Source organism: Mycobacterium sp., assembly GCF_052144515.1.
In the GTDB taxonomy this organism is placed as follows: Bacteria; Actinomycetota; Actinomycetes; order Mycobacteriales; family Mycobacteriaceae; genus Mycobacterium.
Window position 1 is genome coordinate 1 of sequence record NZ_JBKQQD010000148.1, and the last position, 26519, is coordinate 26519.

At 65.5% G+C, this 26519-nt stretch carries 27 protein-coding genes and 1 pseudogene; 9 read left to right on the forward strand and 19 right to left on the reverse strand.

The genetic code is table 11. From position 1 onward, the window contains the following. Positions 1-163: 163 nt before the first annotated feature. The 6 genes from ACLP9N_RS09245 to ACLP9N_RS09270 form a co-directional block, all read right to left on the reverse strand. On the reverse strand, positions 164-313 hold the full coding sequence (locus ACLP9N_RS09245; RefSeq protein WP_442407122.1) for a hypothetical protein: 150 nt from the start codon (positions 311-313) through the stop codon (positions 164-166). Between the two features lie 2 nt (positions 314-315). Continuing rightward, positions 316-1404, reverse strand: a complete 1089-nt coding sequence (locus ACLP9N_RS09250) for a PPE family protein (protein ID WP_442407123.1) — start codon at positions 1402-1404, stop codon at positions 316-318. A gap of 119 nt (positions 1405-1523) precedes the next feature. Next, positions 1524-1703 (reverse strand): hypothetical protein, encoded by a 180-nt coding sequence (locus ACLP9N_RS09255; protein ID WP_442407124.1) that lies wholly within the window; start codon positions 1701-1703, stop codon positions 1524-1526. After that, positions 1700-1849, reverse strand: coding sequence for a hypothetical protein (locus tag ACLP9N_RS09260; RefSeq protein WP_442407125.1), 150 nt, complete (start codon positions 1847-1849; stop codon positions 1700-1702). Before ACLP9N_RS09260 ends, ACLP9N_RS09255 begins: the two co-directional genes overlap by 4 nt. Before the next feature lie 22 nt (positions 1850-1871). Further along, positions 1872-2018 (reverse strand): hypothetical protein, encoded by a 147-nt coding sequence (locus ACLP9N_RS09265; protein WP_442407126.1) that lies wholly within the window; start codon positions 2016-2018, stop codon positions 1872-1874. Positions 2019-2290: 272 nt separating this feature from the next. Beyond that, positions 2291-3814: an APC family permease gene (locus tag ACLP9N_RS09270; protein WP_442407127.1), complete on the reverse strand. Its 1524-nt coding sequence runs from the start codon at positions 3812-3814 to the stop codon at positions 2291-2293. A gap of 1285 nt (positions 3815-5099) precedes the next feature. On the opposite strand from ACLP9N_RS09270, the gene ACLP9N_RS09275 reads away from it, so the two are divergent. Beyond that, a complete protein-coding gene (locus ACLP9N_RS09275) occupies positions 5100-5849 on the forward strand; it encodes a PE-PPE domain-containing protein (protein WP_442407128.1) in 750 nt (249 codons plus the stop codon). 190 nt (positions 5850-6039) lie between these two features. Here ACLP9N_RS09275 and ACLP9N_RS09280 read toward each other — a convergent pair. The 3 genes and pseudogenes from ACLP9N_RS09280 to ACLP9N_RS09290 form a co-directional block, all read right to left on the reverse strand. Continuing rightward, positions 6040-7148 (reverse strand): annotated as a pseudogene (locus ACLP9N_RS09280) (NDMA-dependent alcohol dehydrogenase). A 144-nt stretch (positions 7149-7292) separates the two neighbouring features. Then, positions 7293-7898 carry a MarR family transcriptional regulator gene (locus tag ACLP9N_RS09285; protein ID WP_442407129.1) on the reverse strand — a complete coding sequence of 202 codons (606 nt, stop codon included), beginning with the start codon at positions 7896-7898 and terminating at the stop codon, positions 7293-7295. A gap of 22 nt (positions 7899-7920) precedes the next feature. Further along, the gene (locus ACLP9N_RS09290) at positions 7921-9546 is read right to left on the reverse strand and encodes a pyruvate, phosphate dikinase (protein WP_442407161.1); all 1626 of its coding nucleotides are present in this window, start codon (positions 9544-9546) and stop codon (positions 7921-7923) included. Between the two features lie 216 nt (positions 9547-9762). Here ACLP9N_RS09290 and ACLP9N_RS09295 point away from each other — a divergent pair, with 216 nt between their 5' ends. The 4 genes from ACLP9N_RS09295 to ACLP9N_RS09310 all read left to right on the forward strand — a co-directional run bounded on the left by ACLP9N_RS09295 (position 9763) and on the right by ACLP9N_RS09310 (position 12666). Next, on the forward strand, positions 9763-10353 hold the full coding sequence (locus ACLP9N_RS09295) for a TetR/AcrR family transcriptional regulator (protein WP_442407130.1): 591 nt from the start codon (positions 9763-9765) through the stop codon (positions 10351-10353). Between the two features lie 97 nt (positions 10354-10450). Further along, positions 10451-11398: an aldo/keto reductase gene (locus tag ACLP9N_RS09300; protein WP_442407131.1), complete on the forward strand. Its 948-nt coding sequence runs from the start codon at positions 10451-10453 to the stop codon at positions 11396-11398. Positions 11399-11469: 71 nt separating this feature from the next. Then, positions 11470-11763, forward strand: a complete 294-nt coding sequence (locus ACLP9N_RS09305) for a hypothetical protein (protein WP_442407132.1) — start codon at positions 11470-11472, stop codon at positions 11761-11763. A gap of 66 nt (positions 11764-11829) precedes the next feature. Continuing rightward, on the forward strand, positions 11830-12666 hold the full coding sequence (locus tag ACLP9N_RS09310; RefSeq protein WP_442407133.1) for an enoyl-CoA hydratase/isomerase family protein: 837 nt from the start codon (positions 11830-11832) through the stop codon (positions 12664-12666). A gap of 6 nt (positions 12667-12672) precedes the next feature. Here ACLP9N_RS09310 and ACLP9N_RS09315 read toward each other — a convergent pair whose 3' ends face one another. The 4 genes from ACLP9N_RS09315 to ACLP9N_RS09330 all read right to left on the reverse strand — a co-directional run bounded on the left by ACLP9N_RS09315 (position 12673) and on the right by ACLP9N_RS09330 (position 16560). After that, complete coding sequence (locus ACLP9N_RS09315; protein ID WP_442407134.1) at positions 12673-13485, reverse strand: lysophospholipid acyltransferase family protein; 813 nt, start codon at positions 13483-13485, stop codon at positions 12673-12675. A 22-nt stretch (positions 13486-13507) separates the two neighbouring features. Next, positions 13508-14893 (reverse strand): wax ester/triacylglycerol synthase family O-acyltransferase, encoded by a 1386-nt coding sequence (locus ACLP9N_RS09320; protein WP_442407135.1) that lies wholly within the window; start codon positions 14891-14893, stop codon positions 13508-13510. Positions 14894-15111: 218 nt separating this feature from the next. Beyond that, the gene (locus tag ACLP9N_RS09325; protein ID WP_442407136.1) at positions 15112-15708 is read right to left on the reverse strand and encodes a TetR family transcriptional regulator; all 597 of its coding nucleotides are present in this window, start codon (positions 15706-15708) and stop codon (positions 15112-15114) included. 42 nt (positions 15709-15750) lie between these two features. After that, the gene (locus ACLP9N_RS09330; protein ID WP_442407137.1) at positions 15751-16560 is read right to left on the reverse strand and encodes an MBL fold metallo-hydrolase; all 810 of its coding nucleotides are present in this window, start codon (positions 16558-16560) and stop codon (positions 15751-15753) included. 202 nt (positions 16561-16762) lie between these two features. Between ACLP9N_RS09330 and ACLP9N_RS09335 the strand changes: the two genes are divergently transcribed. Further along, positions 16763-17896: an acyl-CoA dehydrogenase family protein gene (locus ACLP9N_RS09335; RefSeq protein WP_442407162.1), complete on the forward strand. Its 1134-nt coding sequence runs from the start codon at positions 16763-16765 to the stop codon at positions 17894-17896. Positions 17897-18004: 108 nt separating this feature from the next. Here the strand turns inward: ACLP9N_RS09335 and ACLP9N_RS09340 are convergent, their stop codons facing one another. Next, entirely contained in the window at positions 18005-19573 is a 1569-nt protein-coding gene (locus ACLP9N_RS09340; protein WP_442407163.1) for a long-chain-fatty-acid--CoA ligase, read from the reverse strand. Positions 19574-19584: 11 nt separating this feature from the next. Continuing rightward, complete coding sequence (locus ACLP9N_RS09345) at positions 19585-20616, reverse strand: nitronate monooxygenase (protein ID WP_442407138.1); 1032 nt, start codon at positions 20614-20616, stop codon at positions 19585-19587. Positions 20617-20765: 149 nt separating this feature from the next. Here ACLP9N_RS09345 and ACLP9N_RS09350 point away from each other — a divergent pair, with 149 nt between their 5' ends. Together ACLP9N_RS09350 and ACLP9N_RS09355 are read left to right on the forward strand one after the other, a co-directional pair. Then, entirely contained in the window at positions 20766-21563 is a 798-nt protein-coding gene (locus ACLP9N_RS09350; protein ID WP_442407139.1) for an SDR family NAD(P)-dependent oxidoreductase, read from the forward strand. A 17-nt stretch (positions 21564-21580) separates the two neighbouring features. Further along, positions 21581-22522: a catalase family peroxidase gene (locus ACLP9N_RS09355; RefSeq protein WP_442407140.1), complete on the forward strand. Its 942-nt coding sequence runs from the start codon at positions 21581-21583 to the stop codon at positions 22520-22522. Positions 22523-22592: 70 nt separating this feature from the next. On the opposite strand, the gene ACLP9N_RS09360 is transcribed toward ACLP9N_RS09355, so the two are convergent. Both ACLP9N_RS09360 and ACLP9N_RS09365 read right to left on the reverse strand, forming a co-directional pair. After that, positions 22593-23696 (reverse strand): glutamate--cysteine ligase 2, encoded by a 1104-nt coding sequence (locus ACLP9N_RS09360; protein ID WP_442407141.1) that lies wholly within the window; start codon positions 23694-23696, stop codon positions 22593-22595. 33 nt (positions 23697-23729) lie between these two features. Continuing rightward, entirely contained in the window at positions 23730-24176 is a 447-nt protein-coding gene (locus ACLP9N_RS09365) for an anti-sigma factor antagonist (RefSeq protein ID WP_442407142.1), read from the reverse strand. Positions 24177-24330: 154 nt separating this feature from the next. On the opposite strand from ACLP9N_RS09365, the gene ACLP9N_RS09370 reads away from it, so the two are divergent. Further along, positions 24331-24924 carry a TetR/AcrR family transcriptional regulator gene (locus ACLP9N_RS09370; protein ID WP_442407143.1) on the forward strand — a complete coding sequence of 198 codons (594 nt, stop codon included), beginning with the start codon at positions 24331-24333 and terminating at the stop codon, positions 24922-24924. Here the strand turns inward: ACLP9N_RS09370 and ACLP9N_RS09375 are convergent, their stop codons facing one another. Further along, the gene (locus tag ACLP9N_RS09375) at positions 24925-25590 is read right to left on the reverse strand and encodes a DedA family protein (protein ID WP_442407144.1); all 666 of its coding nucleotides are present in this window, start codon (positions 25588-25590) and stop codon (positions 24925-24927) included. Between the two features lie 47 nt (positions 25591-25637). After that, positions 25638-26438 carry an SGNH/GDSL hydrolase family protein gene (locus tag ACLP9N_RS09380; protein WP_442407145.1) on the reverse strand — a complete coding sequence of 267 codons (801 nt, stop codon included), beginning with the start codon at positions 26436-26438 and terminating at the stop codon, positions 25638-25640. Between the last annotated feature and the right edge of the window lie 81 nt (positions 26439-26519).

Here is a 26519-nt window from a genome sequence, read left to right on the forward strand (position 1 = left end):
GAATTCGGAAAAAGATACCGAAACCGGGATAGCGCCAACCGATTCCGTCGCAATCGCATAGAATCCTGATCGTAAGCGGGCGGAACCTACATCAAGCCACAATTACACCGTTCCTGGGACGCTACCCATTCCGACACAGAGTTTTGAGACCCTCATATGTCGTCTATTTCGAGATCGCGTTCAGTTCTGTTCGGGCCTGGTCGATCTGGTCGTACGCGTAGGTCGCCATGGCGGTGGTGGTCATCGTCTCACCCTTGCGGGCGAGTGATTCGTGGGCCGGGTCGCCGAGGACTTCGCGGAGGTGGGCGATCACGGTTACCCTCCTGACGGACCACGGGGCATCACCGAACCCCCGATGGGGGGGCCGTAGCCACCCTCTCCCGGCTTGTCCCGTTGTGGCTTGCGTGAGCCGGGCGGGATGGGCGGGATGAACACCGGCATCGGCATACTTCTCTCGATGGCTGTTGCCATCGGCGCGGTCTGCGCAATCAGGCGAACGGCGCTGGACGGGGCAGACAATCCACCCAAAGGGACGCTCTGGCCAAAAGAAGCGGTGATCGGCCCCCTGATAGGTGCCCCGGCCCCGGACCCTGCACCCGCTCCCGCTCCTGCACCTGTGGGACTGGGAGCGAACCCCACGGCCAAACCGCTGATGTCGCCGTATCCCGCCGCAAGATTGCGTGATGTGGGAACCAGGGTGCCTGGAAACTGACCGGGTTGGAAGTCATGACCAGCGGCGAACGCCACGCCGATGGTTTGGGGGGCCTGTATCAATCCCCCGGTCGCGTTCTGCAGGTAGCCGTTGACGGTCTGGATGAACGGGATGCTGAAGAGGCTGTTCTGGGCCGGGGTAGCCGCTTGTACGGCAGCCGGGGTTCCCACCCCTGCCGGGTTGGTGGTCTGCGGCGGGGGGGTGAACGGTTGCAGGGTCATGGTCTGCAGGCTGGTGGCGTTGTAGCCCAGCAAGGCCGCGGTGTTCCCGGCCCACATCTGCATGTATTGCGCTTCGGTGGCCGCGATGGCCGGGGCGTTGATCCCGAAGAAGTTGGTGGCGATCAGGTGGGCCAGCTGCATGCGGTTGGCGGCAACTACGGAGGGGTGCACCACGGCCAGTTCGGTGGCGGCGAATGAGCTGGCCATGGTGGTAGCTGCCATCGACATCTGTTCAGCTGTCCCGGCGGTAGCGTGCATCCACGCCAGGTAGGGCTGTACCGACGCGATCATGGCCGTCGCCGACGGTCCCGTCCAGGGGATGCCCGCCACGGTACTGGCGTACTGCGCGGCCGTCTGTTCCAGATCGGTCGCCAGCTGGCGCCAGGCATTGGCTGCGGCAAGCAGAGACCCGGCACCCGGTCCCGAATGAATCAGTGCTGAAGTGATCTCCGGGGGAGCACCGAAATCCATCAACTATGCCGCCATCGCCACCCTGGCTCGATTGATGATCCGCTGGACGATGAACGGGACAAACGGGCCATATTGCGAGTGTGGCGCTGTTTGCCCTGGGGGCGGCAAAGGACACGCCGTTAAAGATCGCATGACAAAGCGCAATCGGGCAGGCCGTCATCCACGGCGTCGGTGTTGATTCGGTGCCACTGACGCCCCATCGGCGAACCGTCATCGGACATTCCCGTGTCGACGTAGCGGCTCAGCGTGCGGATGGCCCGCACTATCTCGGCACGGTCCTTGGCCCGCTGGCTGGTCACGGCATCTCCACCTGTGCGGCCACGTTAATAAGCCAGTGCCCGAGCTTGGCGGCGGTCGCGGGCGTCAGCTGGATCACGCAGCTGTCGAGGCTGTTGTCCTGTGCGACGTGGATGAACATCACGGACCCGTCCGGGCCGGGGTCCACGTCAGTATCATTTCACCGCTGGTCAACGATGTCCCGTCGTATCGCCTGCCATCTCCGATACGAAGTTTTGAGACTCTCGTATGTCGTCTAATTTCGAGACCGCGTCCAGTTCTGTTCGGGCCTGGTCGATTTGGTCGTAGGCGTAGGTCGCCATCTCGGCGGTGGTCATCGTCTCGCCCTTGCGGGCGAGCGATTCGTAGGTCGCCTCGCCGAGGACATCGCGCAGGTGGGTGATCGCGGTGGTGATTTCGGGGACCCCCGCCGCGGAGAGTGGACTGAGCGCGAGAAAACCCTGCGCTACTGTTCACTTAGGAAGTGCCTTCCCGCCGGATCATGGAACCCTGAAGAAGTCCCATTATCCCTTGCAGGACAGGCACTTTCGCTAACTCAACACCGTGTCGCGCAGAGTTCCGCGAAAAATCCAGGTTAGGCCGTTCGTGTTCAGCGCACCCCGGAACCGGGCACAATGATCTCGGTCCCCGCGTTGAGGGTCTTGCCGCGGAAGAAGTCCTGGCTACCGAGTGCGCTCAGCGCCGCGACTAGGATGCCGAGCAGCAGCAGGCCCATCCCAAGTACGAATACACCACCGACCGGGCCAAAGTGGGTCTTGCCGTAGTCCGGGGCGTACATGTCGATGGCACTCTGCACGAACGCCCACGTCATTGCGACCGCGCCGATGAACGGAAGGGCGCCCCGCAGCCAGAAGTCGCGTGCCGATCGCCGCAGCGTGCGCCGGTAGGTCCACACGCACGCATACGCGGTGGTGGCGTAGTAGAAGGCGGTGGCCAGCCCCAGCGACGCCACCATGTCCGCCAACGAGTTCTGGCTGACCAGCGTCATAACAAGATAGATCGTGAACCCGCCGACACCGATCACGAGGACGGCGAACCACGGTGTTCGGTACCGGGGGTGCACCCGCGCGAAGCGCTGCGGCAGGGCCCGGTAGACCGCCATGGCCAGCATGCCCCGCGCGGTTTTGACCAGACTCGTCATCACCGACGCCAATGAGGACGAACTGATCGCGAGCAGCAGCACAACGGCCAGGCCCCTACCGACCACCGGGTCTCCCAGAATGCTGAGGGCGTCGTTGGCGTTCTGGGGATTGTTCAGGCCGATGCCCGTAGTGCCGAACCCGGCGAAGGCTTGAATCGCAAAGCTCACCAGCACATAGGTGCCGAGCACGAGGATCGTTGCGAGCACGGCGGCCTTGCCCGGGTTCTTGTGCGGCTGCTTGGTCTCCTCAGATATCGACAGGCAGGCGTCCCACCCCCAGTACGCGAAGACGCACAGGATGGCCCCGTGGGCAACGGACGCGGCGGATAGTCCCGCCGGAAACAGCCAACTCCACTGCGGCAGCACCGCCTGCGGACCCGCGTGATGGCCGAACACCTTCACCAACGCGACAACGCTGACCAGCGCCAGCATCGCGAACTGCACCGCCACCAGCACAGCCTGTGTGCGCTCGGTGACGTCGATTCCCCGCAGACACAGCAGCAGCAAGCCGACGATGGCCAACCCGCCCACCGCGACCTGAGCCGCCATCGAATTTGCCAATGCGTTCAGGTGCAGCGCCTTCAGCAAGTAGACCGCCGCGATCTGTGCGCCATTGCCGACGGCGACGGTCGCAGCGATCACCGAGGCCCAGCCGGCCAGCCAGCCGACCCACGGACCGAACGCGCGTGTGGCCCATGTGAAGGCCGATCCGCAGTCCGGCGTCTCGCTGGCGAGTTCGCGAAAGGCGAAGGCGGTGAGCATCATCGGCAGAAACCCGATGACAAATAGCGCGGGCGCCTTGGCGCCCACCACCGCCACCATGCCGCCTATCACTGCCGCCAGACTGTAGGCGGGCGCGACCGACGAGACCGCGATGACCACGCTGCCGGTCAGGCTGACGGTTCCTGGCCTCAGCCCCTTTCCGGCGGCCATCACACTGGTTGTCGGCGCCGAGGACGCCTTACTTCTCATCGCCCCTCGGAGAGTGGGGAGTTCGTTTGCGCCGGTGCCAATGAACTTGTGCTTGCCAATGCGAAACATCACCAGCCGAGCAGGGCCGCTGACTTTTGCTCCCGCGTACACGATCAGCCTGTCGAGAAACTGACATGCCTCGGGCGACAGCGGGCCTCGCTAGGGTCACGACCGTAGTATCGCAGGGCACCTCCCGCGAGCCCGGGTCGTTGTAGTCGATCCATCCGGCGTTTTGGGTCAATATGGGACCACACGTTGTGCGCGCTGGTGAACCAACTGCGTGTCTGTTCACGAAGTGCAGGCTACCGCCCACCTGCAGACTCCGTGTGAGCTGCGGGAACGTGTTACCGCTACTTCTGGGGGTCTCGATCCGATGATCGAAAACGGCTCGTATGCAGCAATTTGGGCGCCAATCGGTTGCGTCAAAGGTTGGTACAAGCGCCAGCCAGCAAACCGGAACACGACCCGCGCGGGTACTGGAGGCTCAAAGAGCTAGTGCGGGCTTGAAGTGGCGCTTAACGGCTCACAGTTCGATTCCGTCACGCCTGGCGACTGGACGGGCCTCGACTGGTCCTAGGCTTCTGGCATGCGCAATCGAATAGCGAAATCCGGTGTTACCGGGCAATGTCCGGGCAATAGCAGTGCATTTTCCGGCAGCTGAAAACGAGATACTGAGCGCGCGAAGTGACCGGTGTCGAACGCTGCTTGCGACGACCGCCGCGCTCCTAGACTCGATCGCCATGGACGCGGAGGATGTCAGGCCGGGGGATACTGCGCCGGGCCCAACGTGCGATGAGACGGCCGCGCTGCCTGATCGCATACCGACCGATGCTGTTGAGCTGGCGTGGTCCAGCGAGACGGGGGACACTGCCGCCCTGCCAGCCTCCGACGGGCACAAGCCGTTGCCGCGCAGTTTGCAGCTGCTGCTCGTCGGAGTCTGTGTCGGACAGCTCGTCCTTTGGGGTTCCAGCCAGGGATTTACCATCACGCAGACGCAAGGGACGATCCAGGCTGACGTCAACAACGTTTGCCCGTTGGAATCAAGCGTCGTTCGCGAAGCACGTGATGACAGATACGTCCGACTCTAGCGAGTGGCGATTTCACTGGGCACGGGCGCGCCCGGGGGTCTCTCGGTGCCGCCATGCGAGGCTTGCCATCCCGTTAGAGGTTGCAGACGCTTCCGCTGTCAGGCCGGTCGACAATGGAGGCACGCCGCTGTGACGCGTCGGCGCGCAGCGGAATGCGTCGCAGCCCACGCTGCCGGCTGGGATGAGATCGTGTAGCGGTGATCACGCTCTTCACCATCGCCGGGACCGGACACCCCGGGATCGCGGGCGCCAGATCAACTGGCAGGGGTTGTTTTCCGCAACAGGTGGCGCAGCGGGTCGAGCCGACCAAGTACAGATGGAGTCCGATTCCCTATGCGGCCGCGTTGCCGTTCACCCGCAGTGTGGCCGGCGGGATCACCAAACTCACCAATGCGATCAACGCCACCGACGGCGAATTCGCGATCGCCGCCTACAGCCAAGGCGTGATGGTGGCGGCGCCCGTGTATCGGTCGCTGCGTTCCGGACCGCTGGCGCATCGCAAATCTGACCTTCGGGCGGTGGTCGCCTTTGCCAACCCCGCACGGGAAGCGGGCCACACCTTCCCCGGCTGCCCTGACCCCGGTGGGCACGGAATCATGTCCGCGGACAACAGATTGACCGACACCGAAGACCTGTGGTGGGACTTCGCGATCCCCAATGATCTGGCGGCCGCGGTCGGCGATGACCTAGCGGGGCGCTGGCTCACCACCACCTTCATGGCATTCTGCAACCAATACACCGGTGGTGTGCGCGTCATTCAGGACACGCTTCGGGGCGCGCCGGCGAATGTGTTGCCGCTCGCGGCAACCCTGGTGCCCTACTTCTCCGGGGCCGCCAGCACCAACGGCGCTCCACACGGCCAATATGGCACCTACAAGCCGCTTCGGGGGAATCCGAAGACTTGCGTAGACCTGGCCGTGGACTACCTAGACAGCATCGCGCACTGAGCCTATGCGTCAGTACGTCTACCGAAATCGGTTGGCAATAAGGCAATTTGGCATCATGGCCGCATGCAGCGCCCACCGTCGATGTTGAAAGTGTCGGACTGCCCAAAAAGTAGCACATACTGTATTTCCAACAGTAAGTGACCCGTGTCACTTGGGCGTCGCCACGTGAAAGATTGACGGCATGGCGGGGCTATCTGTCTGCGTCTGTATAGCAGATGACCCCGCGAATGTTGCGTCCTTCCAACATGTCCTGGTAGCCCTCGTTGATCTGTTCGAGGCAGTAACGGCGGGTGACCATATCGTCGAGGTTCAGCCTGCCGGCCTGATACATCGACAAGAGCAAGGGGATGTCACGTTGGGGGTTGCCACCCCCGAGATGGTGCCCTGCAATCTCTTTTGCAACAGGGTGAACAGCGAGAGGTTCAGCGTCGCATCTGTGTCCACGACGCTGCCCATGGCCGTCATGACGCAAATTCCGCCCTTGGATGTGACGGACATGTACTTCTCGAGGTCTTTGCCATTCGACCGGCCGACTGTGACGATCACCTTGCGGGCCATCCGGCCGGCGGTGAGCTCCGCGATGGCCATCAGCGCGGTGTCGATGTCGGCATATACGTGTGTGGCGCCGAATTTGAGCGCTTGCTCGCGCTTCCACTCGACGGGGTCGACCGCAAAGATGTGGCGTGCACCGCAAGTCACCGCACCTAGCAGCGCGGCTATACCGACACCGCCTAATCCAACAATTGCCACATCGTCACCCGGTTGAACTTCAGCCGCTCGCGTCGCCGACCCGAATCCGGTTGTCACGCCGCAGCTGACGAGCGCAGCGGCTTCAAAAGGTGTGGAGTGGTCGATCTTCACCAGTGAGGTCTGGTGAACCACGATGTATGGCGAGAAGGTGCCCAGCAATGCATACGGGTAGACGTTCTGGCCGTTGGCCTGGATTCGAAATGTGCCGTCCGAGAACGCTATTCCAGCCATCAGCCCCATACCAAGGTCGCATAGATTTCGCTCGCCTGACTGGCACGACGGGCACTTACCGCACGACGGTATGAACGACGCCGCCACATGGTCGCCCACTTCGAAGTCTTCGACGCCTTCGCCGACCTCGATGACGATGCCAGCGCCTTCATGACCGCCGAGCATGGGAAAGGCTGCCATCGGGATGTCGCCGGTCACCACGTGGTGATCAGAATGGCACAGCCCGGCGGCCTCCATTTGGACCGTTATCTCGCCCCTGCGAGGCTCGCCGATTTCGATCTCTTCAACCGACCATGGCTGATTGAAATCCCAGATCAGTGCGCCCTTTGTTTCTCACCGGGGTACTCCTTTGTCGCGTTCAGCTGCTCTGTCGCATCTCGCATCACGTGCACGTTACTGTAATAGCTACGGTAAAGCTCACTCCACCTGGGCGGTGTTGAACGGGACGTGTGAGCAGCCGCGCTACTCTGCCTGCCCGGCCTCGGCCTCACCTCGGCGGGTCAGCCCGCAGGCAACAATCAGCTCTTCGTGAAGCTCGAACCAGACGGTGTGGTAGGAGTCGATGATCGGACGGCTAAGCCAGATGCGTTCTCCGTTAAGGATTTTCCGACGGGCTGCGTCAAGCTTTGCCGCGTAGGACGCCAGTCTCGGCAGCTGCTCAGCGACGCCTCGGATGATCGGCACGACCCTGGCGTGAATGTCGTCGAGCCGGGCCAGCACCGCGGCGTCGTAGTCCGCGTCCTCGTGGGTGTTCGGTTCGCCGTCTTTGAGCTGCCAGTCCGTTACCAGGGCCTTGAAATCGGCGTTGACACCACAAAACGCGTCATAACCGGCCGAGACCGCGTCGGCATCGATGGCGGAGCGTTCGGCGGCCAGCAGCTCCGCGAGACGCACCCGGCCGTCCGGTGACAGCTTCACCGTCGTGCCGGCCACCAGCAGTCCCGATTGGGTCAGCGCCGCCACCGTCTCAGCGACAGCGTCGTCGGATTCATCGATCGTCGCGGCGAGGTCATCGCGGCTGACCATGCCTTTGAGCCGGACGGCCTGTAGCACCTTGAGTTCGAGCACCGATCGGCTCCTCTTTTGCCGATCAGCCCGCCACGCGCAGCGCGGTCAGCATAGTGATCAGCGGGTTGGCGGACACCACGTCGGTGTGCCCGGCCTGCAGGGCTTCGCGCACCGCGGAGTCGGAGTTGACATCCAGCCTGGGGTGCGGACCCTCGGCATAGGCCCGCAACGGGCTGATCTGGCGCGCCAATTCCGCCAACGCCTTCAGGTCCGGCGAGTCTTGCTCCGACCAGGTGCGCAATCGCAGGATGCCTTCGCGCACTTCGCCTTCGGTGCCGTCGATGGTGACGAGCTTGCCTTCGAGGGCGTCGGCGACGCCCACTCCGCACCCGACAATCGCGGGGTGGCCTATCTCTCGGCTGACGACTGCGGCGTGTGAGGTTGCCCCGCCGATCTCGGTGACGATGCCGCGGGCGGCGAGCATGCCCTGAACGTCGTCGGGGCTGGTGGACGGGCGGACCAGGATGACGTCGGCCCCTTCTCCGGCGGCATGGATGGCAGCGTCCACGCCGGTGTAGGCGCGGCCGGACACCACTCCCGGGCAGGCCGGCAGCCCTTGGGCGAGTAGCCGTGCGGCCAGCCGGGTTTCGGGCTGCAGTGCGGGCTGCAGCAGTGTCTCGACGTGCTTGGGGGTGACCCGGCGCAGGGCTTCGGCGTCGTCGATCAGACCTTCTGCTCGCAGTTGCAGGGCAAGGCGCACCGCAGCCTGCGCCGAGCGTTTGGCCCTACGCGTCTGCAGCAGCCACAGCTTGCCCTCCTCGATTGTGTATTCGATCTCTTGCACGTCGCGGTCCAGTCGTTCGAGCATGCTCGCGGCTTGCAGGAGTTGGTCGTAGACGGCGGGTTGCTCATTGCGCAGGGCCGTAACCGGTTCGCAGCCCGTGGTACCTGAGACGACGTCCTCGCCCTGGCCGCCGGGCAACCACTCGCCGAACGGCTCGCCGGCGCCGGTCATCGGGTTGCGGGAGAACAAGACTCCGGTTCCCGATGTGCTGGTGTCCACGTTCCCGAAGACCATGGCCTGCACCACCACTGCGGTGCCCTCGTCGGGGTCGAGGCGGTGATGGCGCCGGTAGGCCAGCGCTCGTGGCGAGTCCCAGGAATTAAAGACGGCCGCGACGGCGCCGCGCAGCTGCGCATGCGGATCGTCGGGAACCGTCCCATCCTTGTCGCCGAACACAACACGGCGATACATGCGACGGAACCGCTCACGGGTGTCGTCGGCGAAGGCCGGTGTGAATGAGGCCGCCAGCGCGTCGCGCACCGCGTCGTCGATGCCCAGGTCCAGGACCGTGTCAAGCATGCCCGGCATCGATTCGACGGCCCCGCTGCGCACGCTGACCAAAAGCGGCCGAGGTCCCCGCCCGAAGGTGCGTTCGCACTCGGCCTCCAGCAAGGTCATCGCGTGCAGGACGTCATCCCAGATGGTGTCGAGCGTGTGCTGCGGGTCGGCCAAATGGCGCCGACAGACCTCAGTGGTGATACAGAACGCCGGCGGGACGGGCAGCCCGTTGCGGCGCATGACGTTGATCCCGTGGCCCTTGTTGCCCAACGCCTCACTCGGCAGGGCAGCCCCGCCGTCCAGCACCACGACCGGCGGCGCCTCGAAGCCAGGCGCCGGTCGACCGGTGGCGCCGTTGGGCGCGATAGACACACGATCCTTCCTGCCAGTGCGGGTTTGGGTCGGCTGCAAGACCACGGCCCACATCAGGCGGTTCGTTCACATATACAGCGCAGGGGGTGGAGCCTCATTGCCGAGCCCAAATCTAGCCTGACTCGGAAAGTTGGTTGCTCACGCGGTGGAACGCGCGGGCTCGCAACCAGCCGAGCTCAGATAAGCGACCGGTCGGCTAATATCGCCTGCATGCCACGGCCATCGAATCCCGAAGTGCGCCGCCGGCTTCTCGAAGCGGGCCTCGACCTGGTGCACGCGCGCGGATTCGCCGCCAGCGGCGTCAAAGACATCACGGACGCAGCAGGCGTGCCGAAAGGGTCGTTCTACGCGTATTTCCCGAGCAAAGAGGCCCTCGCGGAGGCGATCCTCGAACACTATTGGTCCGATATACAGACGCGGCTGCTGCCGATCCTGCACGACGACGGCTCGGCGCAGGAGCGAATCACCCGCTTCTTTCACGCGCTAGCGGACGACCATGAGGCCGGCGATTTCCTGCTCGGCTGCTTGATCGGCCAAATGTCGCTCGAGCTGAGTGGTTCCAGCGAACGGGTTCGCGCCGAACTCCTGCGCATTCTCGACCGCTGGGACGAGGCGCTTACGGCCTGTGTGCGTTCCGGCCAGGGTGACGCGGGCGGCGTCCGGGCGGACCTCGACGCGTCACAGCTTGCCTCGCTGTTGATCGAGGCGTGGGAAGGCGCCGCCCTGCGGGGGAAAGTGACCCGCAGTCGCACCCCATATGAAAGATTCGAAGCGGTCACCGTCCCAGCCCTGCTCCGCTGAAGTCCTGTGACGGGGAATGTCGCGCCGCCGTCCGCGGTTGCACAGACGACCGGTCATTTATAGACCCAGCGAGGATGAAGTCAAGGAGGCAGGAGAAATGACAACGATCGAGAACCCTTGGCGGCACCGATTTGCCTTGAACGACGGTAGCGGCGAGATTCCGGCGCTGGGGTTCGGGACTTCGCTCTCCGATAACCGCAAAACGCGCAGCGCCGTCAAGACCGCGGTCGAGGTGGGATTCCGCCATCTCGACGCCGCCGAGCGTTACCGCAACGAAGCCGAGGTCGGCGCGGCGATCACAGAGTTGTTCGCTGAGGGAACGGTCCGCCGTGAGGACCTGTTCGTGACCACAAAGCTGTGGAACAACAACCATCGACCCGAACGGGTCAAGCCCGCGCTGCAGGCCAGCCTGAGCAGGCTTGGGCTCGACGCGGTCGACCTGTATCTGGTACACACCCCCTTCGCGTTCCAACCCGGCGATGACCAAGACCCCCGCGACATGCACGGCGCTGTCGTCTACGACGACGGAGTGACCCTGGGGGAGACGTGGGCCGCGATGGAGGATCTCGTGGATGAGGGACTCACTCGCTCGATAGGCTTGTCCGACATCGACGTCGAGCGCACCCGAAAGATCATCGATACCGCCCGGATCAAGCCGGCGGTCGTGGAGGTCGAGTCGCACCCGTATCACCCGCAATGGGAACTCCATGGATTGCGCGAGACAGATGGGATCATCCTGCTGGCGTTCGCTTCGCTGGGACACGGGCTGGAACCGCGACTGCTCGACGACCCTCTGATCGTCTCGATCGCCGGGCGTCTGGGAAAGACTCCCGCGCAGGTGCTCTTGGCCTGGGGTATTCAGCGCGGCACCGCGGTGCTCACGGGATCCGTCACGCCGTCACGCATCAGGGAGAACTTCGATGTCACCGCGCTTCCCGAGAGCGCGATCCACGAGATCAGCGAGCGTCTGGAGACTCGCGTCCGCTTCAACTCTGTCGCTGACGCGGGACAACCGGGATTTGCTGAGGTGCCCCCGGGCAGCTAGGGATTTGTGCGGACGTTTCGGCGACAATGGGTGTGCATCGAGAACGTGACCAAGACCAAGGACGGTGGACGATGGTAGGCAATCAAGAAGGTATCGGCACGCTGAAACTCGAATGCCCGCAGATGCATTCCGTTGGCAGGATCCTCAAGGAGGCGCCACATCAGTCAGTCGTCTACGACCCCGGAGCCCAAGTTGGGCCGCGCCGGTTCTGGCCGGATGAAGTTGACCAGCCACAGTTCAAAGCGCAGTGCAGGCATTGCGACAAACCGGTGGGAGATGTCACGACCACGCTTCAGGACAAGCTTCGTAACGTGATCGCTAGCGCGTCGGAGACCACCGAGGTTGCCACGTTGCCGTATGTGTAGACGGCGGGCGGGCTAGCCTGCGACGTGATGCCGCGCTCCCGTGCGCGCCGACGCGAGAGGAGTCCCGTGACGCAGAATGCACCGACAGACAGCGCCCCTCGGCCGCCCGAGGGGGATTGGCTGGGGACTCCGTACTTGTCGTTCGAGCGCGAGGGACCGATCGCCGTTTGCACGATCGACCGCCCGGACGCGCGTAACGCGATGACCCCCGCGATGTACTTCGGAATCCGTTACGCCGTAGGCCGTGTCAACGCGGATCCCGAGCTGGCCGGGCTGCTGATCACCGGCACCGGAGACGTCTTCGCTCCCGGTGGCGACATGACCGGGGGAGGCGCGGCGGACGACTGGATCACCTTCGGCGCCGCGCTGGGCATGGACGTCACGCCGTTCGACGCGGTACGGACCTCGGGCAAGCCCGTCGTCTCCGCGGTCAACGGCCTCTGCCAGGGCGGCGGCCTGCAGATCGCTTTGTGCAGCGACCTGTCAGTGGTGAGTGAACGGGCGACTTTCCGTGTGCCCGAGTTGTTCCGCGGCTACGCCGACACCTACTACAGTCAGATGCTCGTCCGTCTCATCGGGCCGGCACGCACCCGCGACCTCATGTTCACCGGCCGCGTGCTCAGCGCCGCCGAAGCCCTCGACTGGGGTTTGGTGAACAGGGTTGTGCCCCACGAGAATCTGCTTGCGGCAGCGCGGGATCTGCTCGCGCAAAGCTGTCGAACCGCACCACGTGCCCGTGCCGTCATCAAGTCCAGCATCGACAACTATCTCGGCTTGTATGACCGCATCGGCATGGCGAGCAGTCTGATCGACACGGAGGCCCGAGAAGGCGTCCGTGCTTTCAAGGAGCGCCGCTCACCCGACTGGGTGCACCCGCAACTGCGTGTGGAGGGGCGTCTGTAAGTTCGCCTAGCCCAGCACCGGGAATCGCCGCGCGGCCGCGAGCTCGTCGAGCCCGGCCTGCATCACCTGGCGCACATACGCGTCGACCTCGGCGATGTCGGGGTTCTTGCCGAACTTCTTGCGGATGTTGATCGGCTCGAGGACCTGCGTCACGATCTTGGCCGGCAGCGGGAGATTCGGCGGCAACACAAAAAGGCTCACCCCGAATGGGAAGCCCACCGTAACCGGCACGATCTTGGCGCGCCCCAACCGAGCGATGGCGCCCAGCCGCCGCGCCAACCAGCTACCGCGGGTGATGAACAGCTGGGTCTCCTGCCCGCCGACCGAGACCATCGGAACGATGGGCACCCCCGCCTCGATCGCCGCGCGGACATACCCCGTGCGACCGCCGAAGTCGATGACGTTGCGGGTGAGCGTGGGCCGGTAGGCGTCGTAGTCGCCGCCGGGGAACACCACCACGATGCCGTCGCTGCGCAGAGCGCTCGCCGCGTTGTCGTGATTAGCCGGGATGAAGCCGATCCGTCTCAAGAAGCTGCCGATGGGTCCGACCGTGATCATGTCGTGGCTGAGCGTGTAGATCGGCCGCTCGTACCCGCGCTCCGCGTACCAATCGACGGCAAAGATCGGCACGTCGAACGCCATCTGACCGCCGGAGTGGTTGGAGACCACCAGCGCACCGCCCGCGGGCACGTTCTCGAGTCCGTGTACCTCGGAGCGAAAGTATCGCTTGAGGAGGGGCCGGATGACCCCCATCACGCGTTCGGTGAGAATCGGGTCCCATTTCTCGATCTCGGGCGCCACGATGTCGGTGCTGGTCATGCGTCCTCCGGTTGGTCTTCAGTCAGGCCACGTTGGCTTGGTACGCGGGATTTGTTGCGTAAATGCCTGCTGCAGAAGCGATCTCAGCGAACTCGCGCAACAACGCCTCGGTGACCTCGTGGGCGTCGGACACCGTCGCCGCGTCGGCCAGAACGGAGATGTTCAGCTGATTGGCGTAGCTCCACACGGTGATGTTCAGACCGCTGCCCGCGACGAGCGGGCCCACGGAGTAGAACTCGGCGATCGTCGCGCCGGCGACGTGCACGTGTTCGCGCGGGCCGCGCACAGTGGAAACGACCAGATTCTGCATTTTGAGGTGGGCGTTCGTGCGCGCCATCAAGCCGCTGAGTTTCCGGACCATTAGGGGTGGCAGGTAGGCGAACCACCGTGTCAAAAGCTCCGGTCCTCTGAGGGTGTGTAGTTGCTTGGCGCTGATCGCGGCGTCGTGGCTGCGTGCGACCCGGCGCAACGGATCGTCGAGATCAGCGGGCAGGGCGACGGCGATCTGGGTGAAGTTGTTCCCGGCCGATCTTCCCGGCGACGCATCGAGGCACACCGGCACCATGGCCACCAGCGGTGTATCCGAGTGGCCGTCGTAACGCAGCCGCAGTTCGCGCGCCGCCCCCGCGGCCATCGCGAGGACCAAATCGTTGATCGTGCAACCTAATTGGCGAGTGACCTGCTTGGCTTCGGCGAACGGCAAGCCAGCCGTTGCGAACCGCCGTCCAGTGGCAAGCCGATGATTCAGGAAGGATCGTGGGACTTTGACGGCTGTCCGGTTTCGTCTGCTGCCGGCGACACGGTGGACGCTGGCCGCGGTGTAGCGCAAAAGGCTTGGCAATTCGGCAACTTGGCGGACGTGATCGCGGATGGCCATCCAGAGAAGTTGAGTCCTGGCCGGGTGCGGGTCGCACTCGGCACCGGCGCGGACGCCCTCCGGTTTGTCGAGGGCGGCTGCGAGCAGATTCGCCGAAGCGACACCATCGGCAAGGGCGTGGTGAATCTTGGTGACAACGGCCAATCGCCCGTCTGCCAGGCCGTCGACCACGTAGATCTCCCACAGCGGCCGGGTACGGTCCAGGCGTTCCTCGATCAGCTTGGCGATAGCGTCGTCGAGTTCGCGGCGTCCGCCCGGGGCCGGTAGGTGCAATGGTCGTACGTGGTATGCGAGGTCGACCGGGCAGTTCTCCCGCCACACGGGGCGGTGGAAGCCGTAGGGGGTCTCGACGAGCACGCGCCGCAGCGGTTCGAATCGGTGCAGGCGCTGCTGCACAACCTTGCGGGCCGTTTCCACCCAGAAGTCACCGGCGCCCGGTGCATCGAGTATCGCCACCTTGACGGTGTGCATCGGCACGTTGGCGGCCTCGCTGAACAGCATCATCGCGTCCGAACCGGTAAGTCGTTTCATGCGCTGACCCTTCGCAGAAGTTCCGGGCCCGCCCCCGCGGCCGTCGATGCCCGCGCCGGCGCCGCCCCCCAATTGCTCTTGCCCCGTTATCCAGCTGAGTGGGGCCGCACTGCCCGGCACGTCAGCGAGTAAGGCCTAAGGTTACGACAAAAAATAGACAAGCGTCCAGACATGTGACCAGACGTACGTGTGGCATGAGTCACAAGATGGCGCCGGGATCACGGCAGAATGCGACGAACCGCCGTCTCGAGTTGCTCGGCTATGTCGGCCGCGGAAATGAGTCCGGCTCCGGCAAGCACCATGGCGCCCGCGTAGACCGTCTCGAGCAGCGAAACCGTCTCCTCATCGGCGTCGTCGCCGACCGCCGTGGAGATGAGATAGTGGGTGCGTTTGGCGATCTGCCCACGGATCAATTCCACGTCAGGGTCCGAACTGTTGATCACCACTCGTAGGGCATCGGCGAGGGCGGGCTCGTCGGCGACGAGGAATGCCAGGCGTCGCAGCACAGCGATCGCCCGGGTCTTCACGTCCGTTGATTGGCTCTCTGGAGGCTGCTCCGTCGCCAGTCGTCGCCAGTAGACCTCGGCGATCAGGTGGTCCTTGGACGAGAAGTAGGTGTAGGCCGTCGCCCGCGCAGCACCGGCCCGTGCCGCGACCGCCTGCAACGTCAGATCGTGGTAGCCGACCTCACGCAAGACCTCGACCGTGGCTCGGCTCAGCCGCCGCACCGTGTCCGCGCGCTTGCCGCTCAGGCGGCGACGGGTGGACTCGACGGCCACATTCTCGGGCATGCGTGTAGACGCTACAACAGCCATGCCGGACATGCTACTGGACGGTAGTCCAGACACTTGTCGACGTCAGCCGACCCGTTTCACCCAGTCGATCCACTCGCCATGGGCGGCAACCCGGAGCAGGCCGCTGATCCCGGCTTGGTCGAAAGCCCTGACGAACTCGTCGATGCCTTCGCTGAAATGGGCCCAGCCGTCGACGTGGGCCGGGATGACCAACGTGGCGCCGAGCAGTTCGGCGGCAGCGGCCGCGCGCGCCGAGGTCAGCGTCAGCGGCCGCCCGCGTTCCTTGGTCGGCACGGTTGCCGCCCCCGCGAAGAGAACCGCGATGTCGATCTGGCCCACGCGGTCGGTCACCTCCTTGACGGCACGAATCGAGGCGTTGTCGCCGCTGAGGTACACAGTGGGCAGGCTGGGCCCGGACAGCACAAAGCCCGTCACTTCGCAGTTCACATGACCGCTCGCGTCGCGTTGCCCGTCGGCCGGGCCGTGCACCGCCGGAACGGCTTGCACGGCAAGGGATTCGGGGCCGGGCATCTGATAGGACTGCCAGGGTTGCAACCCCACGGCTGGGGGCCCCAACCTGCCGGCGGCACCGGGATGGGTGAGCACCAGCGGCGCGGCCAGGGCGAACCGGCGGCCGTCGTCGTCCAGATTGTCGGGATGCTGGTCATGGCTGATCAGTACCGCGTCCACCGGGCCCAGCGCGTCGGCGCTCACGGAAGGACCTTCGATCTTCGTCAGGTAGGCATGCACGCCGGGCGGATCGAAGGTCGGGTCCATCACGATCCGGCGCCCGGCGATGTCGACGACCGTGGTCGGGCCGCCCAACACAGCGATCGCACAGTCACGCCGCCGGGTATCGACTTGCGCGTTCATGGGGTCGATTTTGTGCCCCGGGCATGCCGAGTCTGCGTCCAGGGCTGCGAACGGTGCGCGAAGCCGGACCTGAGCACAGGCTCACCGCCATGGGCGCAGGCTCGGCGATCCCGCCCGACCAGCGTTGACTTCCTGGACAGGTGTCCGAAATGATGTCGCCGTGACCGAAGTACAGGACCGCGTCTTAGACCGAGCTCGTGGCATGCGCGAACTGGTGCGCGCCGAAGCTGTGGAATCCGAGCGATTGCGCACGCTCTCGCCGGCGATCGTGGACGAGATGTGGGCCAGTGGCCTGATGTCCGCCTTCAACCCGGCGGCGGCCGGCGGCGTCGAACCGTCGTTCGCCGAGATGATCGAGACCTGGATCGAAATGGCTTGGCAAGACGGCTCTTTCGGCTGGATCGGGATCGCAAATCTGCCGTCGACGTTCGCCGCGGCGAGCTACCTTTCCGACCAGGGCTTCGCCGAGGTGTTCACGGCCAATGACAACCACGTCACCATCGGGGGCCAGTACTTTCCCAACGGCCAGGGGGCGGCGGTCGACGGCGGCTACCGGCTGACCGGTGCGTGGAGCTTCGGCTCCGGTACCGGCCACTCGGCCTACATCGCCGCTGGTTTTCTGCCGATGGACGACGGCGAGATGCGCTGGGTGGCCGAGGGCATTCCCGACATGCGCGTGGCGTTTCTGCCGCGCGAGGAGGTCGCCTTCACCGACGGTTGGCACGTGCAGGGGCTCAAGGGCACCGGCTCCTACGATTACAACGTTGCCGACGTGTTCGTCCCGGAGTACCGGACGATTCCGTTGTTCACCCGCGAGCCGCTGCGCGGGTCCTCGCCGGCCGGGCGCATGGGTCTGATGCCGGTCACGGCGGCGGGTCACGCCTCGTTTGCGCTGGGGGTTGCCAAGAGCATGCTCGACGACGTCGAGGAACTTGCGGCCACCAAGGTGCGGATGAGCGACATGGCGACATTGGCCAGCCGACAGACCTTCCAAAAGGGTCTGGCCCATCACGTCGCGGCGTGGCGGGCCGCCCGTCTTTTGGTGCTCGACGCCTTTACCACGGCCGAGGATGCGGTGGCCGCGGGCAACGATCTGACGCCTCGGCTGCGGGCTGACATGCGGGTGGCGGCGGTGTATGCCACCGATACGGCCAGGGGGTGCGCCGAGTGGGCCCATCTGGCGGCCGGTACGACCGCGATCCGCGAAGGCAGCCGGCTCGAGCGCGCGTTCCGCGACATCTACACCGGCACCCAGCACGCGTTCATCAGCGAGAAGGTCGCAATGGACGTCGCTCAGATCTGGCTGGGCATCATCGACGACCAGTTCGGGCTCTAGTCGCCAGCGGAAGGGAGCGGGTTTTTGTCCACCTCATGAGCGACAAGTTGAGTAGTCGCTCGGAGGCGGACAAAACGGCACACTGAATTCTGAGCCACGGGAAGCGACTCATATGCGTCGCGCGCGGTCCTGCCAATACGGTTGCCGTAGCTCGGTTTTGAGGATCTTTCCGCTCGCGTTTCGGGGCAGTGACGGCGCGAAGTCCACGGTTCGCGGGCATTTGTAGCCGGCCAGATGCCGACGGCAGAATTCGATGATCTCGTCGGGTTCGATCTCGGTGCTGGTGACGACGATCGCCTTGACGGATTCGCCCCAGAAGTCGTCGGGGACACCGATGACCGCGGCGTCGGCGATCGCGGGATGCTCGATGAGCACGCTTTCCACCTCGGGTCCGTACACGTTCTCACCACCGGTGATGATCATGTCCTTGAGCCGGTCCTCGATGTAGAGGTAGCCGTCGGCGTCCAGGCGCCCGACGTCGCCGGTGCGCAGCCAATCGTCGGCGGTGATCGTGTCCGCGGTTGCCTGCGCCCGATTCAGGTAGCCGCTCATGCGCTGATTGCTGCGCACCCAGATCTCGCCCGGCTCGCCGATGGGCAGCTGCTCACCCGTTTCGGGATCGACGATCCGAACCTCGTTGCCCGGCGCCGCCTTTCCTGCCGACAGCAGCAAGTGCTGCCGAGTGGAATCGCGGTGCTCGTCGGGGCCCAGCGCGCTGATTCCCCCGCACAGCTCGGTCTGCCCGTACACCTGGACGAAATTCATCTCGGGCCAGGCCTCAAGTGCCCGCTGCAGCAATGGCATTGGCATCGGGGCCGCCCCGTATACCAGGTAGCGCAACCCGGAGATCGCGTTGATCGCCGCATCCCCGGCGTCCAGAAACCGGGCGATCACCGGGGGCACGAAGAAGGCGTGAGTGGCGCCGGCGTTGACGGCGCCGATCAGCGTTGCCGCCTCTGGCTCGCGGGTCAAGAACGTCGGTACCCCGGCCATGATGCCGAAAAACGCATACGCGACCCCACCCACGTGAAACAGCGGCATGGCAACAAGATTCGCGTCCCCGTCCTCGAACGGAAACGGTGGGGCCAGATTCACGATGTGGTTGACCAGCGCGCGCTGGCTCAGCAAGACACCCTTGGGCCGTCCGGTGGTGCCCGAGCTGTAGATCACCAGGGCGGTGTCGTTGTCATCCACGTCCGGGTTGGTAGCAACGGGTGTGGCTGCGGCAAGCCAGGATTCGTACTCGTCTCTTTCCTTGTCACCGTCGCCGCCCACCACGACGATGCGTTCCAGACCCGGGACCTGCGCCTTGATCTCCTCGACGGTCGGCGCCAGTTCGGCGCCCACGAACAGCAGGCGCGCGCCGCTGTCGTTGAGTACGTGCGCGAGTTCTTCCCCGATCATCCGCCAATTGGCGATGGTGGCCACCGCGCCGATCGATACGGCGGCGATCAGGGTTTCCAGGCAGCCTGGGTGGTTCTTGTCCAGGAACGCCACACACTGGCCACGCTGCACGCCGGCGGCTCGCAATGCGCCGGCGGCCTGACGAATCCGCGACGCCCATTGCTCCCACGTCCACTGCTGGTCACCGTAGTGAAGCGCGATCCCATCGGGCTTGTGCTTGACGTGCTTCTCGACGAATCCGACGAGCGTTGTGCCAGGTGCGGCTTCCTGCATGGTCTGGTGTGTCACGCCTTCGATGCTAAAGACGCCAGGATTTCGCCCGCGGGCGCGTCCGTGGCATGCCGGTACCCGGTGCCCGCCCACAGGTTGATTCGCTCGGGGTCACCGGTTGCGGCGGCGGCCTTGCGCACGGGGCTCGTCAAATGATGGATCGCCGGATAGCCTTCGGGCGCCACCGCCGTGTAGCGGTCGGTGAAGACGTTGGCCAGCCCCCGCGCTGGGCGGCCGGTGAAGGCACGGGTGAGCAGGGTCGGCCGGCGCCCGGGATCGGCGAGCGCGGCGCGGTAGGGAGCCGATGTTCCGCTTTCCTTGCTGCGCAGCAGAACCGTGCCGACCGCGGTCGCGATGGCACCGGCCCCGAGCGCGGCGGCGACGTCGCCGGGGGCGCCGATCCCGCCGGCGCCGATCAACGGCAGCGAGGTGACCGCGCCGATCTCCTCCAGCAGCTGGGGGAGGGGGATCTCGGCAGGGAACCGATCCGGGGTCAGGATGCCGGAGTGACCGCCCGCGGCCGCAGCCTGCACCACCAGTACGTCCACGTTGTTCTCTGCGGCCAGGCGGGCCTCGGCGGCCGACGTGATGGTCTGACCGACCAGGCTGCCGGCGTTTTTCAGCGCGGTGATCACCTTCGGCTCAGGGATCCCGAAGGTGAAGGTGACCACCGGCGCCGGGTCGGCCAGCAGCAGCTCGACCTTCTCGTGCCAGTAGTCGTCGTTCTCGGTCACCGGCACCTTGCCCAGATCGATCTCGTAGAGGTCCGCCTCCTGCTGTATCTGGTCGCGGTATTTGTTGTAAGCATCCGGATCGACCGGCACCGGGTTCGGCGCGAACAGGTTGACCCCGAACGGCACGCTCGCGAAACGTACTTCGGCGATCTGGTCGGCCAGGGCATCGGGCGTCTTGTAGCCGCCGCCCAGGAAGCCGAGGCTGCCGGCGCGCGCGGCGGCCACCACCAGCTCAGGCGTGCTGGGACCGCCCGACATGGGCGCGGCCAGCACGGGAATCGTCACTCCGAGTCCGGTCAGTGCACTGTGCATGCGGTTGCCTCCTTCAGCGTCGGCATCTGGCTTCGAGTGTGCGGTGAGGGCGGAATTACGGCCAATTATTCGCCGTCAGCGCACAGCCGAAGCCGTGGGCGCACACTCGATTCGGCCAAGCAGCGTGAGCCATGTCACCGTATGCCAACATGACTGACATGGTGAACCCTGATCGGGCCCGTTCGCGCTCCTTCGTCGTGACCGGCGCGGCGTCCGGCATCGGCCTGGCCACCGCGCAGCGCCTGCTGGCCGAAGGCGGCAGCGTCGTCGGTGCCGATCTCGCGGCCCCGCCTGATCTCGGCCCCGATTTCAGGTTCGTGACGGCCGACGTGACCGACGAAGCAGCGATCGCCGCGGTGCTGGCCGCCGTGCCCGACCGCCTCGACGGCGTCTTTCACGCCGCGGGCGTCGCGGGGGGCGGCCCGGCCCATCTACTCGACCGCTCCGAATGGGACCGGGTGATCGGAATCAACCTCACCGGCACGTTCTTAGTTGCCAAGGCGGCCCTGGCCAAGATGATCGAGCAGGAAAGGGTCGACGGGGAGCGGGGCTCGATCGTGACCGTCGCCAGCATCGAGGGCCTGGAAGGCACGGCGGGCGGTAGCTCGTACAACGCTGCCAAGGGTGGTGTCGTGCTGCTGACCAAGAACATCGCGCTCGACTACGGCCCGAGCGGCATCCGCGCGAACGCCATCTGCCCCGGCTTCATCGAAACGCCGATGGCCCAAAGCGTTTTCGGGCTGCCCGGGATGGAGGGTCCGCTGGCCTCCATCACCAAGGAGCATGCCCTGCAACGGTTCGGCCGGCCGGAGGAGGTCGCGGCGGTGGCGGCCTTTCTGCTGTCGACGGACGCCTCCTTCGTCAGCGGTCAGGCCATCGCCGTCGACGGCGGCTACACCGCCGGTCGGGATCACGGTGTCGTTAAACTCTTCGGCTTTCCCGAATGATGGCTTAAGGTTCGCCCATGGCCGGTTCTGTGACTCCTGACGACGCGATCGAGGCGATCCGAGGTGCCGGCGGTGCACAGCCGGGCTATCGTGCGCTGCACGCGAAAGGCACCCTGTACCACGGCAGGTTCACCGCGAGCCCCGAGGCAGCCAAGCTTTCGCGCGCAAAGTACCTCGACGGCACGTCGGTGCCGGCGCTGTTCCGCTTCTCCAACGGGGCGGGTAACCCCAAACAGCCCGACAATGTGTCCGGGGTGCGGGGGTTGGCGGTGAAGTTGACCCTGCCGGACGGGTCGACGACGGACGTGTCCACGCAGACGGCGCGGCTGTTCGTCTCCAGCACTCCGGACGGATTCGTCGATCTGCTCAAGGCGATGCGGCCCGGGCCGACCATGCCGCTGCGCATGGCCACCTACCTGGTCACCCATCCGGGGCTGCTGGGCGCGCTGCCCGTCCTGCGCGACGCCAACAGGATCCCGGCAAGCTATGCCGCCGTCGAGTATCACGGGCTACACGCGTTCCGGTGGGTCGCGGCCGATGGCAGCGCCCGATTCGTCCGCTACCACCTGCACCCGGTGGAGGGTGAGGAGTTCTTGTCGGGGCGGGTTGCCAAGGGCAAGGATCCCGACTTTCTGCACCACGAGCTGAACACCCGCCTGGCCGGCGGGCCGGTGCGGTTTGACTTCCGCGTCCAGATCGCCGGGCCCGACGACTCGACGGTCGATCCATCGGCGCCCTGGCGCAGCACCGAGACGGTCCCCGTCGGCAACTTCGAGATCACCGGCCTCGACACCGCGCGCGAGCACGGCGGCGACATCGTGGTTTTCGACCCCATGCGGGTGACCGACGGCATCGAACCCTCCGACGACCCGGTTCTCCGGTTCCGTACGTACGCGTATTCAGCGTCGGTCAAGCTGCGCTCCGGCGTGGATCGCGGCGCCGAAGCGCCGCAAGCCTGACGCGAGCGTGCGTGTTTGTACGTCGACGCGCCGTCAAGCGTGGCATTCTGCGCACCCTCGCGACAGCTAGTCAGCTCAGCGTGGCGGTGGCCGCCTCCTCGATGACGTCCGTCGCCTCGCCGCGTTTGCGCCATGCCTTCAGCTGTCGCATCGCCCCGTTGCCCTGTGCTGTGATGTGGTCCAGTTCGGCGACGACGCGGTCGTGTTCACCGAGCGCATCCAACGCCGGCCGTACCCGTCGCACCAGGGTGTCCAGCTGTTCACGCGTCGGCACTGCCCCGCGGCCGTCGACCAAATCCAGTGTGTGCCCGGACAGTCCGTCGTGGGCGGCCTTCCAGTACGCGGCGCGCAGCGCGGCGGGCGGCAGGCGCTTGACGCTATTGCCTATGTCGCCATGGCGCTGCTCGTCGAGGGCCGTCATCACCGCGGCCCTGATCAGGGTGGCGAGCAACACCGTTTCGGCGACCGTCGCCGGCACGTCGGCCACCCGGACCTCGACCGTCGGGAAGCTCGCCGACGGGCGCACGTCCCAATAGATCATGTCCGCATCCAAGATCACCCCGGTGTCGACCAGCATCCGCACGGTGCGGTCGTACTCTTCGGGTGAGGTGAAGAACGGCGGCGCCCCGGCGGCCGGCCAGCGTCGCCACAGCACGCTGCGCCAGCTCGCGTAGCCGCTGTCGGCGTTGCGGTAGATCGCCGAATTCGCGGACAGCGCAAGCAAACTCGGCAACCACGGCCGCAACCAGTTGCTGGCCTGGATGGCGGCGGCACGGTCGGGCACCTGCACGTGCACGTGGCATCCGCAGATACCTTGCTCGTGCGCGACCATCCCGAATTGCGCGCCGATCCGCCGATACCGGTCGGTGTCGGTGACCGGGAATTCGTGCGGCGTCACCGGCGGAAGCCCCAGGGCGAGCAGCCGAACGCCGGCGGCCTCGGCGGCCTGTGCCGCGGTCCGCCGCAGCCCAGTGAGGTCTTCGGTGAGCTGGGCGCTCGGCGTCGCGACGCTGGAGGTGGTTTCCACCTGACAACTGCTCAGTTCCAGTTCCAGCGTGACGCCGCGGTTTTCGGCCTCCGCGGCCACCTCGGTATTGCGCGGGGCCGGTTCGCCGGTCCGCGGGTCAACGAGGAGGAACTCTTGCTCCACACCGACAGTGGGAAGGTCGCTCACCCAAGCTCCGGCCGCGTCAGCCCGGCCGGCGCGTTACCAGCGAACGGAACCGGCCGTGCTCGCGGCGAGGGCGGCGTCCACGGTCGGGTAGACGGGCAGCATCCGGCTGAGCCCACACGATTCCACGATTCGCGCCACGATCGGCTGGTGGCTCACCAGTCGCAGTTCGATGCCGCGCTCGCGGCAACGCTCCGCCTCCTCGGCCAGCGTGGCGAACGCGCAGCAGGCCATGAAGTCGAGGCCGGAAACGTCGACGACGAAGGGTCCGGGCGCGGCGACGACGGCGGCCGCCTCTTCGAGCAGCTGGCGCCAAGTGCCCTCGTTGCAGGCGTCGATTTCGCCGCCGGCGTGGATGAGGACCGCCGAGCCGCTGCGATCGGTGGTCGCCCTCAGCGTGCTGTGCGGATCGCCCAGCTCGTAGACGAGCCGCGTGCTGAGCATGAGGTGAGTGGATAGCGGTTCCGCTGTAGCCAGGCGCATCGTGGACTCCCTAATCGACCGGCATCGTGATGCCGGGATGGATGGCCCGTCCTGTTGTCTGAAGACAGTCACAAGAAGTTGTGAATCTCATTTCTATAACAAGACAGGGCGGTCTGTCTACATATCGCGAGCTATGAGTATCGTAAGGATCGCTATGACTAGCGTCGATGACGTCGCGACGCCCGGGGCGCCGCCTCGCGAGCGAATTTTGAATGCAGCATACGAGCTGTTCAGCAGGCGTGGGATCCGCGCGGTCGGCACCGACGAGGTGATCGAACGGGCCGGGGTGGCCAGGGCAACGCTCTACCGCCATTTCGCGACGAAGAACGAACTGGTGCTCGCCGTGCTGGAGCGTCGTGAACAGCTCTGGACCCATGGTTTGATCGAGGCCCAGTCACAACAGCGCGGCACCACCCCCGAGGAACAGCTGCTGGCGATCTTCGACGTCATGCACGACTGGTTTCAAAACCGCGACGGTTATGAAGGCTGCTCGTTTATCAATGTGTTGCTCGAATTGGGCGCCGATCATCCTGCCGGACAGGCCAGCGTCGCCCATATCGACCACGTCCGCGATATCGTGCGCCACCGCGCCGTCGCCGCCGGGCTGCATGACGTCGAGGACTTCGCCCAGTCGTGGCACATCCTGATGAAGGGCGCCATCATTCTCGCGGCCGTGGGTGACTTGGACGCCGCGCAGCACGCGCAGAAGATGGCCCGTGCGCTTATCGAGCAGCATCGGCCCCTGTAGTTACGCCGCGTCGGCCGCAGTGGTATCGGTCTTGCGGTGGTGCTCGGCCTCGAGTTCGGCGATCGCGCGGGATGTGCGTTCCCGCAACAAGATTGCGGCCGTGATGCCAACCACGACGGCAATGACGAGCGCGATCCAGGAGAACCGTTCCATCCAGCGTTCGGCGGCCATTCCGGCGAAGTAAACCAGCGCGGTGGTACCGCCCGCCCAGCAGATCCCACCGGACACGTTGGCAGCCAGGAAGCGTGGGTAGGGCATCTTCAAAGCGCCGGCCAGCGGTCCCGCAAAGATCCGCAGCAGCGCGATGAAGCGACCGAAGAACACCGCGCGAACGCCCCAACGGTTGAACAAGCGCTCGGCCAGCGCGACGTGTCCGGGACCGAAGTGTTTCGGGAATCGCCGACCGAGCCGGTCGAAGAGCGGCATGCCGAACCGGCGGCCGATCGTGTAGCCGATCGAGTCGCCGATCACCGCGCCGATCACGGCGGCCACGCCGACGCCGACCGGGTTGACGGCCAGGTCGTGATGCGACGACATCAGCGCCGCGCTGACCAGCACGATCTCCCCGGGAAGGGGAACGCCGAGGCTTTCGATCCCCACCACGCCGCCGACCATGAGGTAGACCGCGAGCGGCGGGATTGACTGCAGCAGGGCCTCCACATTCATGGGTTAAGGATGCCTGACTCCTGAACGCGCGCCGCAATCCAGTCGAACTATTCGACCTGTGCCGACGGCGTGCCGAGGGGCTCCAACAGCGGACGTTTGGGCACTCGCCCGTCGGCCGAAGATTTACCGCGCAAGCGTCGCCACACCCATGGCATGAACTTTTCTTGCGCCCAGCGCAGCTGTCCATACGTGCGGGCGCTGAACGGCAGTCGCGTAGCACTGCCGCGAGCTACGGCCCAATCATGGTTGCTGCCAGGCAAATTGAGAGCTTCGGCGGCTGCGGCAGCGAACAGGGTGTGTCCTGTCGTGGACGCGTGTACGCGGTCGATGTCCCACGTGTCCAAATTGCGCATCGAGGGCGCGTTGTAGAGGTCCACAAGCCTGAAGTCGTATCGGTCGGCGGCCACTCTGATCGTGTCGTTGATGCGGGCGAGCCGCCCGGACACCAGCCGGCCGAGCGGGAGGAACTGCGCGACATTCGGGAAGGTTGTCGTCACGACCGTCGCTCCCGATGCGGCGAGCGCGGCGTAAATGTTTTCGAGGTCGGCGAGCGCCGGACCGAACGACCGTCCCGGCTGGATGACATCGTTCATCCCGATGCACACGGTGATCAGATCCGGCCGCATCGCCAGGGCCGGGGGCACTTGCTCCCTGAGCACGTGAGCCACCAACTTGCCGCGTATCGCGAGGTTGGCGTATTCCAAACCGGGATAGATCGAATCGATCAGTGCGGCGAGACGGTCGGCAAATCCGAGGAGTCCGACAGCGTCGTCACCGTCCCATAGGCCCTCGGTCTGACTGTCACCGATGGCGATATACCTCCTGTATCGGCTGTATCCGTCGCGCACGAACCTGAGACTAACCGCCGATGGGCCCGGTGCGTTGTAGCGTGGCCCTGGCTTGACCGGAGGCGGGCTCGACTAGAGGAG

What these genes read in the sequence shown, in the direction of transcription:
- ACLP9N_RS09250 (WP_442407123.1), bottom strand. Translation starts at nt 1,404, where the DNA reads ATGGATTTCGGTGCTCCCCCGGAGATCACTTCAGCACTGATTCATTCG.
- ACLP9N_RS09265 (WP_442407126.1), bottom strand. Translation starts at nt 2,018, where the DNA reads ATGACCACCGCCGAGATGGCGACCTACGCCTACGACCAAATCGACCAG.
- ACLP9N_RS09270 (WP_442407127.1), bottom strand. Translation starts at nt 3,814, where the DNA reads ATGAGAAGTAAGGCGTCCTCGGCGCCGACAACCAGTGTGATGGCCGCC.
- ACLP9N_RS09295 (WP_442407130.1), top strand. Translation starts at nt 9,763, where the DNA reads ATGCCACGGCCATCGAATCCCGAAGTGCGCCGCCGGCTTCTCGAAGCG.
- ACLP9N_RS09300 (WP_442407131.1), top strand. Translation starts at nt 10,451, where the DNA reads ATGACAACGATCGAGAACCCTTGGCGGCACCGATTTGCCTTGAACGAC.
- ACLP9N_RS09305 (WP_442407132.1), top strand. Translation starts at nt 11,470, where the DNA reads ATGGTAGGCAATCAAGAAGGTATCGGCACGCTGAAACTCGAATGCCCG.
- ACLP9N_RS09315 (WP_442407134.1), bottom strand. Translation starts at nt 13,485, where the DNA reads ATGACCAGCACCGACATCGTGGCGCCCGAGATCGAGAAATGGGACCCG.
- ACLP9N_RS09320 (WP_442407135.1), bottom strand. Translation starts at nt 14,893, where the DNA reads ATGAAACGACTTACCGGTTCGGACGCGATGATGCTGTTCAGCGAGGCC.
- ACLP9N_RS09325 (WP_442407136.1), bottom strand. Translation starts at nt 15,708, where the DNA reads ATGGCTGTTGTAGCGTCTACACGCATGCCCGAGAATGTGGCCGTCGAG.
- ACLP9N_RS09330 (WP_442407137.1), bottom strand. Translation starts at nt 16,560, where the DNA reads ATGAACGCGCAAGTCGATACCCGGCGGCGTGACTGTGCGATCGCTGTG.
- ACLP9N_RS09335 (WP_442407162.1), top strand. Translation starts at nt 16,763, where the DNA reads ATGCGCGAACTGGTGCGCGCCGAAGCTGTGGAATCCGAGCGATTGCGC.
- ACLP9N_RS09340 (WP_442407163.1), bottom strand. Translation starts at nt 19,573, where the DNA reads ATGCAGGAAGCCGCACCTGGCACAACGCTCGTCGGATTCGTCGAGAAG.
- ACLP9N_RS09345 (WP_442407138.1), bottom strand. Translation starts at nt 20,616, where the DNA reads ATGCACAGTGCACTGACCGGACTCGGAGTGACGATTCCCGTGCTGGCC.
- ACLP9N_RS09350 (WP_442407139.1), top strand. Translation starts at nt 20,766, where the DNA reads ATGACTGACATGGTGAACCCTGATCGGGCCCGTTCGCGCTCCTTCGTC.
- ACLP9N_RS09355 (WP_442407140.1), top strand. Translation starts at nt 21,581, where the DNA reads ATGGCCGGTTCTGTGACTCCTGACGACGCGATCGAGGCGATCCGAGGT.
- ACLP9N_RS09365 (WP_442407142.1), bottom strand. Translation starts at nt 24,176, where the DNA reads ATGCGCCTGGCTACAGCGGAACCGCTATCCACTCACCTCATGCTCAGC.
- ACLP9N_RS09370 (WP_442407143.1), top strand. Translation starts at nt 24,331, where the DNA reads ATGACTAGCGTCGATGACGTCGCGACGCCCGGGGCGCCGCCTCGCGAG.
- ACLP9N_RS09375 (WP_442407144.1), bottom strand. Translation starts at nt 25,590, where the DNA reads ATGAATGTGGAGGCCCTGCTGCAGTCAATCCCGCCGCTCGCGGTCTAC.